The organism is Micromonospora sp. CNZ285 (assembly GCF_004637285.1).
This window is the reverse complement of record NZ_SPQD01000001.1, coordinates 4,459,959-4,477,744: the sequence shown is the minus strand read 5'-3', so window position 1 is coordinate 4,477,744 and position 17,786 is coordinate 4,459,959. Positions and strand designations below refer to the sequence as shown.

At 73.2% G+C, this 17,786-nt stretch carries 15 protein-coding genes; 11 read left to right on the top strand and 4 right to left on the bottom strand.

Features of this window, described 5'->3' with window-relative positions; all coding sequences use genetic code 11:
* The first annotated feature begins 8 nt into the window (after positions 1-8).
* The 3 genes from groES to CLT75_RS20240 all read left to right on the top strand — a co-directional run bounded on the left by groES (position 9) and on the right by CLT75_RS20240 (position 3,757).
* Positions 9-323, top strand: coding sequence for a co-chaperone GroES (gene groES / locus CLT75_RS20250; RefSeq protein WP_018222648.1), 315 nt, complete (start codon positions 9-11; stop codon positions 321-323).
* Positions 324-393: 70 nt separating this feature from the next.
* Positions 394-2,037 carry a chaperonin GroEL gene (groL, locus tag CLT75_RS20245; protein WP_135242024.1) on the top strand — a complete coding sequence of 548 codons (1,644 nt, stop codon included), beginning with the start codon at positions 394-396 and terminating at the stop codon, positions 2,035-2,037.
* Positions 2,038-2,161: 124 nt separating this feature from the next.
* Complete coding sequence (locus tag CLT75_RS20240) at positions 2,162-3,757, top strand: sulfite oxidase (RefSeq protein WP_135242023.1); 1,596 nt, start codon at positions 2,162-2,164, stop codon at positions 3,755-3,757.
* A gap of 181 nt (positions 3,758-3,938) precedes the next feature.
* On the opposite strand, the gene CLT75_RS20235 is transcribed toward CLT75_RS20240, so the two are convergent.
* Positions 3,939-4,322: a WhiB family transcriptional regulator gene (locus CLT75_RS20235; protein ID WP_030501539.1), complete on the bottom strand. Its 384-nt coding sequence runs from the start codon at positions 4,320-4,322 to the stop codon at positions 3,939-3,941.
* Positions 4,323-4,574: 252 nt separating this feature from the next.
* Between CLT75_RS20235 and CLT75_RS20230 the strand changes: the two genes are divergently transcribed.
* Positions 4,575-5,393, top strand: coding sequence for a response regulator transcription factor (locus CLT75_RS20230; protein WP_135242022.1), 819 nt, complete (start codon positions 4,575-4,577; stop codon positions 5,391-5,393).
* 12 nt (positions 5,394-5,405) lie between these two features.
* On the opposite strand, the gene CLT75_RS20225 is transcribed toward CLT75_RS20230, so the two are convergent.
* Positions 5,406-5,810, bottom strand: a complete 405-nt coding sequence (locus CLT75_RS20225) for a DUF5319 domain-containing protein (protein ID WP_135242021.1) — start codon at positions 5,808-5,810, stop codon at positions 5,406-5,408.
* Between the two features lie 197 nt (positions 5,811-6,007).
* Here CLT75_RS20225 and guaB point away from each other — a divergent pair, with 197 nt between their 5' ends.
* The 4 genes from guaB to CLT75_RS20205 all read left to right on the top strand — a co-directional run bounded on the left by guaB (position 6,008) and on the right by CLT75_RS20205 (position 11,761).
* Positions 6,008-7,570, top strand: a complete 1,563-nt coding sequence (guaB, locus tag CLT75_RS20220; protein WP_135242020.1) for an IMP dehydrogenase — start codon at positions 6,008-6,010, stop codon at positions 7,568-7,570.
* 30 nt (positions 7,571-7,600) lie between these two features.
* Positions 7,601-8,719, top strand: a complete 1,119-nt coding sequence (locus CLT75_RS20215) for a GuaB3 family IMP dehydrogenase-related protein (protein ID WP_135242019.1) — start codon at positions 7,601-7,603, stop codon at positions 8,717-8,719.
* A 98-nt stretch (positions 8,720-8,817) separates the two neighbouring features.
* Positions 8,818-10,215 carry a M1 family metallopeptidase gene (locus CLT75_RS20210; protein ID WP_135242018.1) on the top strand — a complete coding sequence of 466 codons (1,398 nt, stop codon included), beginning with the start codon at positions 8,818-8,820 and terminating at the stop codon, positions 10,213-10,215.
* Positions 10,216-10,303: 88 nt separating this feature from the next.
* Positions 10,304-11,761: a M1 family metallopeptidase gene (locus CLT75_RS20205; protein ID WP_135242017.1), complete on the top strand. Its 1,458-nt coding sequence runs from the start codon at positions 10,304-10,306 to the stop codon at positions 11,759-11,761.
* Positions 11,762-11,764: 3 nt separating this feature from the next.
* On the opposite strand, the gene CLT75_RS20200 is transcribed toward CLT75_RS20205, so the two are convergent.
* Positions 11,765-12,865, bottom strand: coding sequence for an LCP family glycopolymer transferase (locus CLT75_RS20200; RefSeq protein ID WP_135242016.1), 1,101 nt, complete (start codon positions 12,863-12,865; stop codon positions 11,765-11,767).
* A gap of 141 nt (positions 12,866-13,006) precedes the next feature.
* Between CLT75_RS20200 and CLT75_RS20195 the strand changes: the two genes are divergently transcribed.
* Both CLT75_RS20195 and guaA read left to right on the top strand, forming a co-directional pair.
* Complete coding sequence (locus CLT75_RS20195) at positions 13,007-14,689, top strand: GMC family oxidoreductase (protein ID WP_135242015.1); 1,683 nt, start codon at positions 13,007-13,009, stop codon at positions 14,687-14,689.
* Positions 14,690-14,769: 80 nt separating this feature from the next.
* A complete protein-coding gene (guaA, locus tag CLT75_RS20190; protein WP_135242014.1) occupies positions 14,770-16,326 on the top strand; it encodes a glutamine-hydrolyzing GMP synthase in 1,557 nt (518 codons plus the stop codon).
* A gap of 6 nt (positions 16,327-16,332) precedes the next feature.
* Here guaA and CLT75_RS20185 read toward each other — a convergent pair whose 3' ends face one another.
* Positions 16,333-16,677: a PspC domain-containing protein gene (locus CLT75_RS20185; RefSeq protein WP_135242013.1), complete on the bottom strand. Its 345-nt coding sequence runs from the start codon at positions 16,675-16,677 to the stop codon at positions 16,333-16,335.
* A gap of 144 nt (positions 16,678-16,821) precedes the next feature.
* Here CLT75_RS20185 and CLT75_RS20180 point away from each other — a divergent pair, with 144 nt between their 5' ends.
* The gene (locus tag CLT75_RS20180) at positions 16,822-17,769 is read left to right on the top strand and encodes an NUDIX domain-containing protein (protein ID WP_135242012.1); all 948 of its coding nucleotides are present in this window, start codon (positions 16,822-16,824) and stop codon (positions 17,767-17,769) included.
* Positions 17,770-17,786: the final 17 nt, after the last annotated feature.

Below are 17,786 nucleotides of genomic sequence, written 5' to 3'. Positions count from 1 at the left end.
GGGAGGGTATGCCCGTGACTACCGCGACCAAGGTTGCGATCAAGCCGCTCGAGGACCGCATCGTGGTCCAGGCGAACGAGGCCGAGACCACCACCGCCTCGGGCATCGTGATCCCCGACACCGCCAAGGAGAAGCCGCAGGAGGGCACCGTCCTCGCTGTCGGCCCGGGCCGGATCGACGACAAGGGCAACCGCGTGCCGATCGACGTGAAGGTCGGCGACACCGTCCTCTACTCGAAGTACGGCGGCACCGAGGTCAAGTACGCCGGCGAGGAGTACCTGGTGCTCTCCGCCCGCGACGTCCTCGCGGTCATCGAGAAGTAAGCAACCGATCAGTGTCGTTGCCCCGGTCCGGCTCGCCGGGCCGGGGCAACGTCGCTTCGAAGGGATACTGATGGCGAAGATCCTCAGCTTCTCGGACGACGCCCGGCACCTGCTGGAGCACGGTGTCAACGCCCTCGCGGACGCGGTGAAGGTCACCCTCGGCCCGCGCGGGCGCAACGTCGTCCTGGACAAGAAGTTCGGTGCGCCCACGATCACCAACGACGGCGTGACCATCGCCAAGGAGATCGAGCTCACCAACCCGTACGAGAACCTCGGCGCGCAGCTGGTCAAGGAGGTGGCGACCAAGACCAACGACGTCGCCGGCGACGGGACCACCACCGCCACCGTGCTGGCCCAGGCCATGGTCCGCGAGGGCCTGCGCAACGTGGCCGCCGGCACCAACCCGACCGGCCTGAAGCGGGGCATCGACGCGGCGGCCGCCAAGGTCTCCGAGGCGCTGCTCGGCAAGGCCGTCGAGGTCTCCAGCAAGGAGTCGATCGCGCACGTCGCGACCGTCTCCGCGCAGGACGCCGCCATCGGCGAGCTGATCGCCGAGGCGATGGAGAAGGTCGGCCGCGACGGCGTCATCACCGTCGAGGAGGGCTCCGCGCTCACCACCGAGCTGGAGGTGACCGAGGGTCTCCAGTTCGACAAGGGCTTCATCTCCCCGAACTTCGTCACCGACCTGGAGGCGCAGGAGGCGGTCCTGGAGGACCCGTACATCCTGATCACCACCCAGAAGATCTCGGCGATCGAGGAGCTGCTGCCGCTGCTGGAGAAGGTTCTCCAGAACAACAAGCCGCTGCTGATCGTCGCCGAGGACGTCGAGGGCCAGGCCCTGTCGACGCTCGTGGTCAACGCGCTGCGCAAGACCGTCAAGGTCTGCGCGGTCAAGGCCCCCGGCTTCGGCGACCGCCGCAAGGCGATGCTGCAGGACATGGCGATCCTCACCGGTGCCGAGCTGGTCGCCCCGGAGCTGGGCTACAAACTCGACCAGGTCGGCCTGGAGGTGCTGGGCACCGCCCGCCGCGTCGTGGTCGACAAGGAGAACACCACAGTCGTCGACGGTGGCGGGCAGGCCTCCGAGGTCGCCGACCGGGTCGCGCAGATCCGCAAGGAGATCGAGGCCTCCGACTCCGAGTGGGACCGGGAGAAGCTGGCCGAGCGGCTGGCGAAGCTCTCCGGCGGCATCGCCGTGATCAAGGTCGGCGCGGCCACCGAGGTCGAGATGAAGGAGCGCAAGCACCGCATCGAGGACGCCATCGCCGCGACCAAGGCCGCGGTCGAGGAGGGCACGGTCCCGGGTGGCGGCGCCGCCCTGGCCCAGATCCTGCCGGCGCTCGACGACGACCTGGGCTTCACCGGTGACGAGAAGGTCGGCGTCTCGATCGTGCGCAAGTCGCTCGTCGAGCCGCTGCGCTGGATCGCCCAGAACGCCGGCCACGACGGCTACGTGGTGGTGCAGAAGGTCGTCGGCCAGGACTGGGGCCACGGCCTCGACGCCGCCACCGGCGAGTACGTCGACCTGGCCAAGTCCGGCATCATCGACCCGGTGAAGGTGACCCGCAACGCGGTCAGCAACGCCGCCTCGATCGCCGGCCTGCTGCTCACCACCGAGAGCCTCGTGGTGGAGAAGCCGGCCGAGCCGGAGCCGGCCGCGGGTGGGCACGGCCACTCGCACGGCCACGGCCACCAGCACGGCCCGGGCTTCTGACCCGAGCAGTACGGCCCGACGTCAGGGCACACCGCCGACCCGGTGGTGTGCCCTGACGCGTATCTCCTTACGGAACGCTGACGGAATTGGCAGCCGGCCCGGCGGGTCGACCAGACTGGATGCCGTGAGCACCCTCTCCCGCCGCCGCGCGGCGCTGGCCGGTGTCGTCGCCACCGTGGTGGCACTCGGCACCGCCGAACCCGTGGCGGTCCTGACCGGTCCCCGGTCCGCGCCGCTCGTCGCCGTCGGCGGACTCGTCGTCGACCTGGTGCCCGAGCCGCTCAAGCAGTTCGCCATCGACGTCTTCGGCACGTACGACAAGATCGCCCTGCTGGTCGGGACGGCGCTGCTGCTGGCCGTCTTCGGGGCGCTGCTCGGCCTGGCGGCGGCCCGGCGGCTGGTGATCGGCCTGGCCGGCGTCGCCGCGTTCACGGTGCTCGGCGTCGCCGCCGCGCTGACCCGGGCCGGCGCGGACGCGTTCGACGCGCTGCCCTCCCTGGTCGGCGGCGGACTGGGCGCGCTGACGCTCTGGGCGTTCGTGGCCGGACCGCTGGGCGCCGACCCGTCGTCCGGGCCGCCTCCGGCGGTCGCCGCGCTCGCAGGGGAGGAGAAGACCCCGGGTGGCTGGGAGCCGGCACGGCACGACGACGAGGCGGAGTCGCGGCGGCGGTTCCTGCGCGGTGCCGGGCTGCTCACCGGTGCTGCCGCGGTGGCCGGGCTGGGCGGGCACTGGCTGGCGGGCCGGCGCGGCGTGTCAGCGGCCCGGGAGGCGGTGACGCTGCCCGCCCCGGTGGCGCCCGCCCCGCAGGTGCCGGCCGGAGCGGACCTGTCACTGCCCCGGCTCGCGCCGTACGTCACGCCGAACCGGGAGTTCTACCGGATCGACACCGCGCTGGTGGTGCCGCAGGTGGACCCGGCGACCTGGCGGCTGCGCATCCACGGGCGGGTGCGCAACCCGATCGAGCTGAGCTTCGACGACCTGCTGGCCCGCCCGATGGTCGAGCGGTACGTGACGCTCGCCTGCGTCTCCAACGAGGTGGGCGGCGACCTGATCGGCAACGCGCGCTGGCTCGGCGTACCGATCAAGGAACTGCTCGACGAGGCCGGCCCGGAGGAGGGCGCGGACCAGGTGGTGGGCCGCGCGGTCGACGGGTGGACCTGCGGCACGCCCACCTCGGTGCTGCGCGACGGGCGGGACGCGCTGCTCGCGGTCGGCATGAACGGCGAGCCGCTGCCGATCCAGCACGGCTTCCCGGTGCGGATGGTGGTGCCGGGCCTCTACGGGTACGTGTCGGCCTGCAAGTGGCTCACCGAGCTGGAGCTGACCAGCTTTGCCGACTTCGACGCGTACTGGGTGCCGCGCGGCTGGTCCGCGCAGGGCCCGATCAAGACGCAGTCGCGGATCGACACGCCCCGGCCCCGCAGCCGCCCGGCCGCCGGCCCGGTGACCGTGGCCGGTGTGGCGTGGGCGCAGCACCGCGGCATCAGCCGCGTCGAGGTACGCGTCGACGGCGGCCCCTGGCAGGAGGCGACAACGGCCCCGGCGGTGTCGGCGGACACCTGGGTGCAGTGGTCCTGGCGGTGGGACGCGACGCCGGGCGAGCACACGCTCCAGGTGCGGGCGACCGACACGACCGGTGAGACCCAGACGGAACAGCGCGCCCCGGTCGCCCCGGACGGCGCGACCGGCTGGCACACCGTCACGGTCACCGTCGCCTGACCGCCCACAGTGGCGGCATCATCATCCTTGATCAACACCAGCTCCCCGAAGTGGTGGCATCAGAGGTTCCGCGATATGACCACTTTGCCGAGCTGGTGTTGATCACGCGAGGGCCGGGGCGGGACGACACGACGCCGCGCCCCGGGGGTCCGGGGCGCGGCGTCGGGGGTCGTGAGGCCGGTCAGGCGACCTTGCGCTGGTCCGGCACGGCGGTGTTGTGCGGCCGGCCGAGGCGCGCCTCCAGCCGGGCGATGTCCACCCTGGTCTGGCGGCGGTCGGCCAGGTCCTCCCAGCCGAGGGCGAGCAGCCGGAGCCGCTCGGACTCGCTGAACCCGCCCCAGACGCCGTACGGCTCGCGCACGGAGAGCGCGTGGGCGGCGCACTCGGCGCGTACCGGGCAGGCGCGGCAGACCGACTTGGCGCCCATCTCGCGGCGCAGCCGGGAGGAGCCGCGCTCGCCGTCCGGGTGGAAGAACTGCGCGCTGTCGCGGCCCCGGCAGGCTCCGAGCCGCTGCCAGTCCCAGAGTTCGTCGATCGGTCCAGGCAGCCTACGTACGTTCGACATCAGCACCCCTCCTCCCGCGCGGCACCGCGGAGAATGTTCGTTGCCAGCTACCGGGCGGCGGTCCGCGCGGGATGCCGGTTCCGGATGAACCCCTCGGTACCCGAGCGGTCCGCGCCTCACACATCTGTGATCGAAAACGTCGGACACTCGGCGGCATATGCCCCATCTGTCGGAAAAGTTCGGATGATTGCCCGGAACCCCCTCCCGACCCCACCTCCGCATGGTCTGCTCTGAGTCGGAGAGGAGACCACTGTGCGTAGTGTTCTTGTGTGCGTTCGGACACCATTGGCGGCCCAGCATCTGACCTCCGCGGCGGCGCGGCTCGGGCTGTCCGGCGTTGTCCGGACGGCCGTCTCCGATCCGGAGGTGATGTTGCGGCTCGCGGAGCGTCCGGTGGACGTGGTGCTCGCCGACACCGCGCTGACCCGCCCGGACAGCGCCGGCTTCGTCCGGCGGGTGCTGGCCCGCGCCCCGCAGGCGGCGGTGCTGCTGCTCGGCACCGAGGAGTCGGAGTCGGCGGCGGCCACCATCAGCGCCGGAGCGCGGGGCCTGATCCAGAACGCCGACCACGACCTGACCAGCGCGGTCGCCAAGGCGCTGCTGCTGCTCTCCGCCCCCGGGCGGAGCAACAGGAACCGGGTGGCGGACACCGCCCGGGACGCGGCGGCGGTGGGCGGGCCGACCCGGCCGGCGGCGCCGGGGCGTACCCAGGGTGGGCCCGGCTGGCCGGTGACGGCGCCGGTGGACGCCGCGGGCCTGCCCACAGTGGTGCCCGTGCAGCGGGGTGAGGACCCGGACGACCCGGCGGCGGCCGACGGCGCGGAGGCGCCCCGGGCGGGTGCGGCCCAGCGGCCGGCGCGGACGCCGCGCAGCGCGATCGGGCTGACCGAGCGGGAGCTTCAGGTGCTGCTCGGCATGGCCGAGGGCAAGAGCAACGCGGAGATCGGGCGGGAGCTGTTCGTCTCCGAGGACACGGTCAAGACCCACGCCCGGCGGCTGTTCCGCAAGCTCGGCGCGCGCGACCGGGCGCACGCCGTGGCGGCCGGGTTCCGGGCGGGCCTGGTCGCCTGACCCGCGCGGGGATCACTCCTGCACGGAGTCGTCGGTGCCCTCGGTGAGCGTGTCGTGCACGCCGTCGGCGTAGCCGCGGGCGTAGTCCCAGCTCACGTAGTGGTCCGGGTCCGGGTCGTAGGCCGGCTCGTGCACCCGGGGACGCCCCGAGTTGAGCAGGTGGCGCAGGTTGCCGCGCAGCAGGTCCCAGTCGAAGTAGTGCGGCTCGCGGCAGTCCTCGCACTCGATCACCAGGCCGCGCACGCCGATCGGCTGGAGCAACGCCTGGTAGATCTCCAGATCGGCGAGATCCTCCAGGACGTCCTGGCGCTCGACCTCGGTCAGCGGGTCGAGCGCGTCGTCGTCGCCGGGATCGTGCAGGCCGGCAGCTGGATCGGCCGGGTCGCCGTTGAACGGGTCGATGGGCTCGTCGTGCACCCCCTCACCGTAGACCCCGAGCCGCCGGAAAGCCCGCCCCAGCCCGTGCTGTGGCCCTGCCTACCCTCGGGCCCGCCGCTGCCCGGGCCGGGACGGGTAGGTGGGTACGATGAGGCGACGCGCCGTCACCCGGCGCCTGCCGGTGCCCCCGCGCGCCGCCTCGCTGCAGCCCGTTCGACCAGCTCAGGGGAGCAATCGTGGAGAATTCACCCAGCACCGAGATCCCGGCCGGCGCCGACGGCGGGGAGCTGGGTGGCCATCTGCCCGAGCTGCCTGCGGGTTCGGCCCGCGTGGTGCCGCTCGGGCTGACCTTCGACGACGTCCTGCTGCAGCCGGGCGAGTCGGACGTCGTCCCCAGCCGCGTCAACACCCGCACCCGCCTCACCCGCAACATCGAGCTGACCGTGCCGCTGCTGTCCAGCGCGATGGACACCGTCACCGAGGCGCGGATGGCGATCGCCATGGCCCGCCAGGGCGGCATCGGCGTGCTGCACCGCAACCTCTCCGTCGAGGACCAGGCGCTCCAGGTCGACCTGGTGAAGCGCTCCGAGTCCGGCATGATCACCAACCCGGTGACCGCCAGCCCGGACGACACGCTGCGCGAGGTCGACGCGCTCTGCGGCCGCTACCGCATCTCCGGCGTCCCGGTGGTGGACGCGCAGGGCCAGCTGGTCGGCATCGTCACCAACCGCGACATGCGGTTCGTCTCCGACCCGGCCACGCCGGTGCGCGAGATCATGACCCGCACCCCGCTGATCACCGCGCCGGTCGGCGTGAGCAAGGACGACGCGCTCGGCCTGCTGCGCCAGCACAAGATAGAGAAGCTGCCGATCGTGGACGCGAGCGGCAAGCTGCGCGGCCTGATCACGGTCAAGGACTTCACCAAGAGCGAGCAGTACCCGAACGCCACCAAGGACGACGCGGGCCGGCTCCGGGTCGCCGCCGCGGTCGGCGTGGGCGAGGACGGCTACAAGCGCGCCCGTGCCCTGGTCGACGCCGGCGTGGACGTCGTCATCGTGGACACCGCGCACGGCCACCAGCGCGCCGTGCTGGAGATGGTCGCCCGGCTCAAGCGGGACGTCACCATCGACATCGTGGGCGGCAACATCGCCACGTACGCGGGCGCGAAGGCGCTCGTCGAGGCCGGCGCGGACGGCGTGAAGGTGGGCGTCGGCCCGGGCGCCATCTGCACCACCCGGATCGTGGCCGGGGTCGGCGTACCGCAGATCACCGCGATCATGGAGGCGGCCCGTGCCGCGCGCCCGGCCGGCGTGCCGGTGATCGGTGACGGCGGCATCCAATACTCCGGCGACATCGCCAAGGCGCTCGTCGCCGGCGCCGACACGGTGATGCTCGGCAGCCTGCTCGCAGGCTGCGAGGAGAGCCCCGGCGAGCTGATCTTCATCAACGGCAAGCAGTACAAGGCGTACCGGGGGATGGGCTCGCTCGGCGCGATGCAGTCGCGCGGCCAGGGCAAGTCCTACTCCAAGGACCGCTACTTCCAGCAGGACGTGCTCGCCGAGGACAAGCTGGTCCCGGAGGGCGTCGAGGGTCAGGTGCCCTACCGGGGGCCGCTGTCCGCCGTCGCCCACCAGCTCACCGGCGGGCTGCGCGCCGCCATGGGGTACGTGGGCGCGGAGAGCATCCCGGAGCTGCACCGGCGTGGCCAGCTCATCCGGATCACCGCGGCCGGGCTCAAGGAGAGCCACCCGCACGACATCCAGATGACCGTCGAGGCGCCCAACTACCACTCCCGCTGACCCACCACCCCCAACCACCTGGAGTCCCTCATGCGTGACGTGGTCGAGATCGGGCTGGGCAAGACCGCGCAGCGCGGCTACCACCTGGACGACATCGCCATCGTGCCGAGCCGCCGCACCCGGGACGTCGACGACGTCTCCACCGCGTGGCAGCTCGACGCGTACCAGTTCGGCATCCCCTGCGTCGGGCACCCCTCGGACGCCACCATGAGCCCCGCCTCGGCGGTCCGGCTCGGCCAGCTCGGCGGGCTCGGCGTGCTGAACGTCGAGGGTCTCTGGACCCGGTACGAGAACCCGGCCAAGATCCTGGAGGAGCTGGCCGGTCTCGGCGAGGACGCGCGGGCGACCAAGCGCCTCCAGGAGGTGTACGCCGAGCCGATCCGCCCCGACCTGATCGCCGAGCGGGTGCGTGAACTGCGTGAGGGCGGCGGAACGGTGGCGGTGCGGGTCTCCCCGCAGCACACCCTGGCGCTGGCCCCGGTGATCCTCGACGCCGGCGTGGACATCCTGGTCATCCAGGGCACGCTCGTCTCGGCCGAGCACGTCTCCACCACCGACGAGCCGCTGAACCTCAAGGAGTTCATCGCCGACCTGGACCTGCCTGTCGTCGTCGGCGGCTGCACCGACTACAAGACCGCGCTGCACCTGATGCGTACCGGCGCGGCCGGCGTGATCGTGGGCATCGGCGGCGACGACTGGTCGACCACCGAGTCGGTGCTCGGCATCCGGGTGCCGATGGCCACCGCCATCGCCGACGCCGCCGCCGCCCGCCGCGACTACCTGGACGAGACCGGCGGCCGGTACGTGCACCTGATCGCCGACGGCGACATGCAGACCTCCGGCGACATCGCCAAGGCGCTCGGCTGCGGCGCGGACGCGGTCATGCTCGGCGAGCCGCTGTCGCTGTGCGAGGAGGCCCCGGCCGGCGGCGCCTGGTGGCACTCCGCGGCCAGCCACCCGTCGCTGCCCCGTGGCGCGTTCGAGGTGGCCGGCGAGCCGCTCGGCTCGATGGAGAAGCTGCTGTTCGGCCCGGCCGACGAGCCGGACGGCCAGCTCAACCTCTTCGGCGGCCTGCGCCGCGCGATGGCCAAGTGCGGCTACCGCGACCTCAAGGAGTTCCAGAAGGTCGGGCTCGTCCTCGACCGCTGAGCACCGCCGATCATCGGCTGAGCACCGCGTGACGGCGCGGGCGGCGGCGCGGACGTGTTCCGGCCCCGCCCGCGCCGTCGCGCGTCTAGGCTCGCCGGGTGAGACGGGGGCGGGTCTGGGCGGCAGGGCTGGTGGCGGCGGCGCTCGCGCTGGGCGGCTGCACCGGCGGTGACGACGGCAACGGGTTCCGGCCGGGCGCGGCGGACGCCGGTGACCCGTACGTGCCGGGGGCCGGCAACGGCGGCTACGACGTGGGCCACTACGCGCTGGACGTGCGCTACGACCCGGCGAGCGACCGGCTCACCGGCACCGCCACGCTGACCGTCACCGCGACCCGCGCGCTGTCCCGGTTCCAGCTCGACCTGGCCGGGCTGGACGTCGAGCGGGTGCGGGTGGACGGTGCGGCGGCGAAGCACCGCCACGACGGCGCCGAGCTGATCGTCACGCCGTCGGGCGGACTGCCGTCGGGGAAGCGGTTCACCGTCGAGGTCACGTACGGCGGGGTGCCGCAGCCGTTGCCCAACGCCGAACTGGGCGACGGCGGCTTCCACGCCACGCCGGACGGCGCGATAGCGCTCGGCCAGCCCGAGTCGGCGAGCACCTGGTACCCGGTGAACGACCACCCGTCGGACAAGGCCACGTACGACCTCGCGGTCACCGTGCCGGACGGGCTCGCCGCGCTGTCCAACGGCGTGCCGGAGGGCAAGACGTCGAGCGGCGGCTGGACCACCTGGCGCTGGTCCGAGCGCGCGCCGATGGCCAGCTACCTGAGCACGCTGGTGATCGGCGACTACCGGGTCAGCAGCGGCACCCACGCCGGGAAGCCGCTGGTCACCGCCGTCGCCGCGGCGCTGCCCGCGGACGGGCCGGCCGCCGCGTCGGTGGCCCGCACCGGCGAGGTCGCCGACTTCCTGGCCGCGCGCTTCGGGCCGTACCCGTTCGAGGCGTACGGCGGCGTGGTGGTCGCCGACGAACGCATCCGGTACGCGCTGGAGACGCAGAGCCGGCCGGTCTACGGGCCGGCGTTCTTCCGCGACGGCCTGCCGAACACCGAGGTGGTCGCGCACGAGCTGGCCCACCAGTGGTTCGGCGACAGCGTCTCGGTGGCCCGGTGGAGCGACATCTGGCTCAACGAGGGCTTCGCCACGTACGCCGAATGGCTCTGGGCCGAGCACGACGGCGGGCGCACAGTGGCGCAGACAGTCGCCGAACGGTACGCGGACACCGACTGGTCGAAGCCCACAGTCGACCCGGGCCGGGCCGGGATGTTCGGCGACGCGGTCTACCAGCGGGGCGCGCTCGCGGTGCACGCGCTGCGCCGTGCGGTGGGCGACGAGACGTTCTACCGCGTGCTGCGCGGCTGGCTGGCGCAGCACCGCGACGGCAACGTCACCACTGCCGACTTCGTCGGGTACGCCGAACGCACGTCCGGGCGTCCCCTGCGGGCGCTGCTGGACGCCTGGCTGGTGGGTGGCACGCCGCCGGGACTGCCGTGACGCACGCGTGACCGCGCCTGGGTAGGCTGCCGCGTCGGAGCGGCCCGTGGGCGGGGCCGCCGAACGGGCCCCGGGAGGGATCGAGGCGATGACGCGGCGCGGCGCACGACGACGGATCGGCTTGCTGACCTGCGGCACGCTGCTGGTCGCGGGCTGCGGTTCGGTCGAGCCGGACCCCGGCCCGACGTCCCCGGCCGCCCCCGCGCCGGCGGCCTCGCGCAGCTTCGCGCCGGGCGCGGACGGCGCCGGTGACGCGTACTTCCCGAGCTACGGCAACGGCGGGTACGACGTCGCGCACTACACCGTGAAGGTGCGCTACGACCCGGAGACGGACAAGCTCAGCGGCACCACCACGCTGCGGGCCACCGCCACCGCCAACCTGTCCGCGTTCAACCTGGACCTGGCCGGGCTGACCGTCCGCTCGGTGACTGTGGACGGCACCGCCGCCCGGCACAGCCGCACCGAGGACGAGCTGGTGATCACGCCGGCGATCGGGCTGACCTCGGGCAACGGGTTCACCGCCGAGATCCGGTACGACGGCCGGCCGGAGCCGCTGCGTACCGAGTCGCTGGGCGAGGGCGGCTGGCTGCACACGGTCGACGGGGCGATCGCGCTCGGGCAGCCGGAGTCGGCCAGCACCTGGTTCCCGGTCAACGACCACCCGTCGGACAAGGCCACCTACGACATGGAGATCACCGTCCCGAAGGGGCTGACGGCGGTCTCCAACGGCGTGCCGAAGGGGAAGACGACAAGCGGCGCCTGGACCACCTGGAAGTGGTCGGAGACCGCGCCGGCGGCCAGCTACCTGACCACCGTGGCGATCGGGAAGTTCCGGGTCACCACCGGGCAGCACAAGGGACGGCCGGTCTACAGCGCGGTCACCACGCAGGTGGCGGAGGGCGCGCCGGACCGGTCCCTCGCGCGCACGATCGAGGTCGCCGACTACCTGGAGAGCGTCTTCGGGCCGTACCCGTTCGACTCGTACGGCGGCGTGGTGATCGCCGACGAGCGGATCCGGTACGCGCTGGAGACGCAGAGCCGGCCGGTCTACTCGGCGAGCTTCTTCCGGCAGGGCGACAACACCGGCGTGGTCGCGCACGAGCTGGCCCACCAGTGGTACGGCAACAGCGTGTCGATCCAGCGCTGGCAGGACATCTGGCTCAACGAAGGGCTGGCCACGTACGCCGAGTGGCTGTGGGCCGAGCACATCGGCTCGACCACCGTGCAGCGCGCGTTCGAGCAGAGGTACGCGAACGCCGGCGGTCAGGTGTGGCGTACGCCGCCGGGCAAGCCGGGCGTGGCGAACCTGTTCAGCCGCTCGGTCTACGACCGGGGCGGGATGACTGTGCACGCGCTGCGGGTGGCGGTGGGCGACACCGCGTTCTTCACCATCCTGCGCACCTGGGCCGCGGAGCGGAAGAACGGCAACGCCACCACCGCCGACTTCGTGGCGCTGGCCGAGCGGATCACCGGCAAGAAGCTGGCGAAGGTCTTCGACCCGTGGCTGTACGGCACCGAGCGCCCGCCCGCCCCGAAGCCGCTGTAGGCGTCAGTTCTTGACCCGCAGTGACGGGTGGGCGGCCAGGAACGCGTCGGCCCGCCCGCCGCGCAGCGCGGTGAGGAAGTCACGGCCGAGCGGCTTGAGCTGCTCACCCCGGTACGCGCCGCCGCTGCTAACCCCGGCGCCGGGCAGCACGACGAGCGTGAGCCGGTCGGCCGGCAGGCCGCCCAGGACGTACGCGTAGTCGATCAGCTTCCGGCCGCCCCCGGCGTACACCAGGGTCTTGCCCAGCGCGGCCACCACCTGCTCGACCCGCTGCGGGTCGCGGGCGGTGCCCTGGTCGAGGATCTTGCGGGCCAGCGCCCGGAGCAGTTGCTGCTGGTGCCGCTGCCGGGTGTAGTCGCCGCCCGCGGTGTATCGCTGCCGCGCGTAGTCGAGCGCCTGCCAGCCGGTCAGGTGGCGGGTGCCCTTCTCGTAGACCATCTGCGGCCCGGTGTAGCCGCCGCCGGTCAGCGTCCGCATGGTGCCGTCCGGGCGGCGGTGCCGGGACTCGACCCGCTGGTCGACGTAGAGGTCCACCCCGCCGAGCGTGTCCACCAGCTTGTCGAAGCCGCCGAACGTGATCACCGCCCCGGCGTCGATGCGCAGCCCGGTGTAGCGGGAGACGGTGGTGCGCAGCAGCTCGTACCCCTGGGCGGTGCTGGGGTTGCGCTTGTCGCCCGGCACCCGGCTGCCGTAGCTCATCGCGTGGGTGAGCTTGGTCCGGCCGCCCGGGTAGCGGGCCTTCGGGTACGCGGGGATGTCCACGACCAGGTCGCGGGGGAGCGAGAACAGGTACGCCTTGTCCAGCCCGGCCGGTACGTGCAGCAGCAGCACCGCGTCGGCGTGCGGCTCCCAGCCGGGGATGCTGACCCGGGTGTCCACGCCGACCAGCAGCAGGTTGAGCGGGCCCTTCAGGTCGGCGCCGGGCGGGGGTGTCGGGCTGGCGGTGGTCGGGGCGGGCGTCGGTGAGGCCGGCGGCGCGGTGCTCGGGCCGGCGACCGGGGCGGCCGGGCGGTTCGCCACCAGCCGGGTGGTCACCACCGCTCCGGTGGCCACCAGCAGCGCCGCCACCAGTGCGGCCAGGCCCAGCAGGCGTCGTCTCGTCACGTTCGTTCCTCCCCGTGGTGTTCGACGCGCCGGCAGCCGCCGAAGGTTGCAGCGGCGGGAATCCCGGCGAATCGAGCGCTCTGCATGATCTGCGAAAAACACTCGCTGGCGCCATAGCTACCGGTCGGTAATGATGCGTTCATGCGTTACGACGTGCTCGTCATCGGTTCGGGCTTCGGCGGCAGCGTCACGGCGCTCCGGCTGGCCGAGAAGGGCTACACGGTGGGCGTCCTGGAGGCGGGCCGGCGCTTCGCCGACGACGAGTTCCCGCGTACGTCCTGGCGGGCGCGACGGTTCCTCTGGGCGCCCCGGCTCGGCTGCTTCGGGCTCCAGCGGATCACGCTGCTGCGCTCGGCCGACCGCAAGGCCGGCGGCGGCGTGCTGGTGCTCTCCGGCGCCGGGGTCGGCGGCGGGTCGCTCGTCTACGCGAACACGCTCTACGAGCCGCTCGACGCGTTCTACGCCGACCCGCAGTGGCGGGACATCACCGACTGGCGCGACGAGCTGGCCCGCCACTACGACCAGGCGAAGCGGATGCTCGGCGTCACCACGTACCCGATCGACACCCGCGCGGACCAGGCCGTCCGCGCGGTGGCCGAGCGGATGGGGGTGGCGCACACCTACCACCCGACGCCGGTCGGGGTGCACATCGGGCGGCCCGGCGAGCGGGTGGCCGACCCGTACTTCGGCGGGGCCGGGCCGGACCGCACCGGGTGCAGCCACTGCGGCTCGTGCATGACCGGCTGCCGGCACGGCGCCAAGAACACGCTCGTGAAGAACTACCTCTGGCTGGCCGAGCGCCTCGGCGTGCAGGTGCACCCGCTGACCACCGTGACCGCCGTCCGCCCGGACCCGGCCGGCGGCTACGCGGTGCACACCGAACGCACCGGCGCCTGGCTGCGCAAGCGGCGCGAGGTGATCCACGCCGACCAGGTGGTCTTCGCGGCCGGCGCGCTCGGCACCCAGCGGCTGCTGCACGAGATGAAGGCGACCGGCGCGCTGCCGGCGCTCTCGCCCCGGCTGGGCGAGCTGACCCGCACCAACTCCGAGGCCATCCTCGGCGCCTCGGTGGCGCCCGGCGCGGCCCGCCGGCGCGGCCTCGACTTCACCGAGGGGGTGGCGATCACCAGCTCGTTCCACCCCGACCCGCAGACCCACATCGAGCCGGTCCGCTACGGCAAGGGCTCCAACGCGATGGGCCTGCTCCAGTCGCTGCTCGTCGACGGCGGTCCCCGCCGGGTCCGGCGCTGGCTGGGCAGCATCGTCCGGCAGCCCGCGCTGGCGGCGCGGATGCTGTCGGTGCGCCGCTGGTCCGAGCGCACCGTGATCGCGCTCGTCATGCAGTCGGTCGACAACTCGCTGACCACCCGCTACCGCCGGGGCCGGCTGGTCTCCGGCCCCGGCCACGGCGCGCCCAACCCGACCTGGATCCCGGCCGGCAACACCGCGGCCCGGCTGCTCGCCGAGGAGATCGGCGGCACCCCGGGCGGGGCGGTCACCGAGCCGTTCAACATCCCGGTCACCGCGCACATCCTCGGCGGCGCGGTCATCGGCGCCACCCCGGACGAGGGCGTCATCGACCCCTGGCACCGGGTGTACGGCCACCCGGGGCTGCACGTGGTGGACGGCGCGGCGGTCTCGGCGAACCTGGGCGTCAACCCGTCGCTGACGATCACCGCGCAGGCCGAGCGGGCCATGTCGTACTGGCCGAACAAGGGCGAGGCCGACCCGCGCCCGGCGCTCGGGTCGGCGTACACCCGGGTCGCGCCGGTGCCACCGCGGCGGCCCGCCGTCCCCGCGCACGCCCCCGCCGCGCTGCGCTGACCGCGTCGGCGCAAGGTTCACCCCGCCACACCGCCGGGGCGCGTCCGATGGCCCGGTGACTGTCGGTAGGCTTTGCGCACATGAGCACGCCTCGCCCCGTCCTCGTGGTGGACTTCGGAGCCCAGTACGCCCAGCTCATCGCGCGCCGTGTCCGCGAGGCGAAGGTCTACTCCGAGATCGTCCCGCATTCCATGCCGGTGTCCGAGATGCTGGCGAAGAACCCGGCCGCGATCATCCTGTCCGGCGGTCCCTCCAGCGTCTACGCGCCGGGCGCCCCGCAGATCGACGCCGGCATGTTCGAGACCGGCGTACCGGTTTTCGGCATCTGCTACGGCTTCCAGGCCATGGCCCAGGCGCTCGGCGGCACCGTCGCGCGCACCGGCAACCGCGAGTACGGCGGCACCCCGCTGCGCCCGCGCCTGACCGAGCCCGGTGTGCTGCTGCGCGACCTGCCCGCCGACCTGCCGGTCTGGATGAGCCACGGCGACTGCGTCACCGAGGCCCCGGACGGCTTCACCGTCACCGCCGAGTCGGCGGGTGCCCCGGTGGCCGCGTTCGAGGACCTGGCCGGCCGCCGCGCCGGCGTGCAGTTCCACCCCGAGGTCGGGCACACCGCGCACGGCCAGGAGATGCTCACCCGCTTCCTGTACGACATCGCCGGCATCGCGCCCACCTGGACACCGTCGAACATCATCGACGAGCAGGTCGCCCGGATCCGGGAGCAGGTGGGCGACAAGGAGGTCATCTGCGGCCTCTCCGGCGGCGTGGACTCGGCGGTCGCCGCGGCGCTCGTGCACCGAGCCGTGGGCGACCAGCTCACCTGCGTGTTCGTGGACCACGGCCTGCTGCGGGCCGGTGAGGCCGAGCAGGTCGAGAAGGACTACGTGGCGGCGACGGGCATCAGGCTCAAGGTGGTCGACGCGCGGGAGCGGTTCCTCGGCGCGCTCGCCGGGGTGACCGACCCGGAGCAGAAGCGCAAGATCATCGGCCGGGAGTTCATCCGCGTCTTCGAGGCCGCGGCCCGGGAGATCGCCGCGCACGGCGACGTGGAATTCCTCGTGCAGGGCACGCTCTACCCGGACGTGGTCGAGTCCGGCGGCGGCACCGGCACCGCCAACATCAAGAGCCACCACAACGTCGGTGGCCTGCCCGAGGACCTGAAGTTCTCCCTGGTCGAGCCGCTGCGCACGCTGTTCAAGGACGAGGTCCGCACGATCGGCCTGGAGCTGGGGCTGCCCGAGGCGATGGTGTGGCGGCACCCGTTCCCCGGCCCGGGTCTGGCCATCCGGATCATCGGCGCGGTCGACGAGGAGCGCCTCGCCGTGCTCCGCAAGGCCGACCTGATCGCCCGGCAGGAGTTGACCGCGGCCGGTCTGGACCGGGGCGTCTGGCAGTTCCCGGTGGTGCTGCTGGCCGACGTCCGCAGCGTCGGGGTGCAGGGCGACGGGCGCACCTACGGTCACCCGGTGGTGCTGCGCCCGGTCTCCAGCGAGGACGCGATGACCGCCGACTGGTCCCGGCTGCCCTACGACGTGGTGGCCCGGATCTCCACCCGGATCACCAACGAGGTCGCCGAGGTCAACCGCGTGGTCCTGGACGTCACCAGCAAGCCGCCGGGCACCATCGAGTGGGAGTGACGCGGCTCAGGCCGCGGGCGGCGTCTGCGGTCCGGCCTGCGGCCCGCCCGGCGTCCGCGGCTCGGCCGGCGTAGCCGGCGGGACCGGCGGCCACCCGGGCGCGGTCCCCGGCGGGTGCGGCCAGGCGGGCGCGCCGGCCGGCTCCTCGGGCATCAGGAACCACATGATCGGGTACGCGAGCGCGGCGAGCCCGCCGGTGAGCACCGTGGCGGTCGCGAAGATCACCCGGATCAGCGTGGGGTCGGCGGCGAAGTAGCGGCCGAGGCCGCTCGCCACACCGGCGATCATGCGGTCGCTGACCGGTCGGCGGAGCTGCTTGTACGGGGCCTGGGAGGGGTTCGGGAAGGTCATGTGTCAACGGTCCCGCGCGCCGCGGCGGCCGACCTCGGTGACCGCCCGGACGCCTACCCTGAACCGTCCCTGAGACGCCAGCGGAGAGTCAGGAATCTGACTCTTTTCGATGTCGGTAACCCGCTCCGGGGAGAATTTGCTCCCGTGACCACCTCGCTGGAGCCGCTCCGCAGGATCGCGGCATACGCAGTTTGTGCTGATTCAAACGGCCGAGTGTTGCTGGTCCGCGCATCGGAGCGCTCCGGCACCCCCGGCACCTGGTCGCTCCCCGGAGGCGCGGTCGACCACGGTGAGGACCCCAAACACACAGTCGTCCGGGAGACCGCGGCCGAGACCGGGCTCTCGGTGGCGGTCGCCGGCCTCCAGGACGTGCTCGCCGACATGCGGGCGCTGCCCGAGCGGCGCATCACGATCCACACCGACCGGCTGCTCTACACCGTGTCGGTCCGGGGCGGCACGCTCACCGAGCGGGTCGACCGGCCGACCGACCTGGCCCGCTGGTTCACCCTCGACGAGGCGCGGGAGCTTCCGCTGCGGTCGTTCACCGCACGCGCCCTGGGCCTGCCCACCTCCACCGACGACATCGTGCCGGAGGAGGTGCCCGAGTTCCCCTCGTTCTACGCCGTCCCCGGCCCGGACGGTCTGCACCGGGCGCAGCGCTTCGCCGCGTACGCGGTGGTGACCGACCCGGAGGAGCGCGTGCTGCTGACCCGGGTCTCCGACGGCTACCCGGGCGCCGGCTGCTGGCACCTGCCCGGCGGCGGCACCGACTACGGCGAGCAGCCGGGCGCGGCGCTGATCCGCGAACTGGTCGAGGAGACCGGTCAGACCGGTCGCCTGGTCGAGCTGCTCGGGGTGGCCAGCCACCGGGACGCCGCCTCGCTCGGCCCGGAGGGCTACCCGATCGACTGGCACGGCGTACGCGCCTTCTACCGGGTGGTGGTCGACCAGCCCGCGCCGCCCACCGTGGCCGACATCGGCGGCTCCACCTGCGAGGCCCGCTGGTTCCGCCGCGAGGAACTCGACGCCCTGCCCACCGACCGCCTCACCGAGGTGACGGCCGAAGCAGTCCAGGCCGCTCACCTCCTCTGACCCCCACCCGGGCCCCT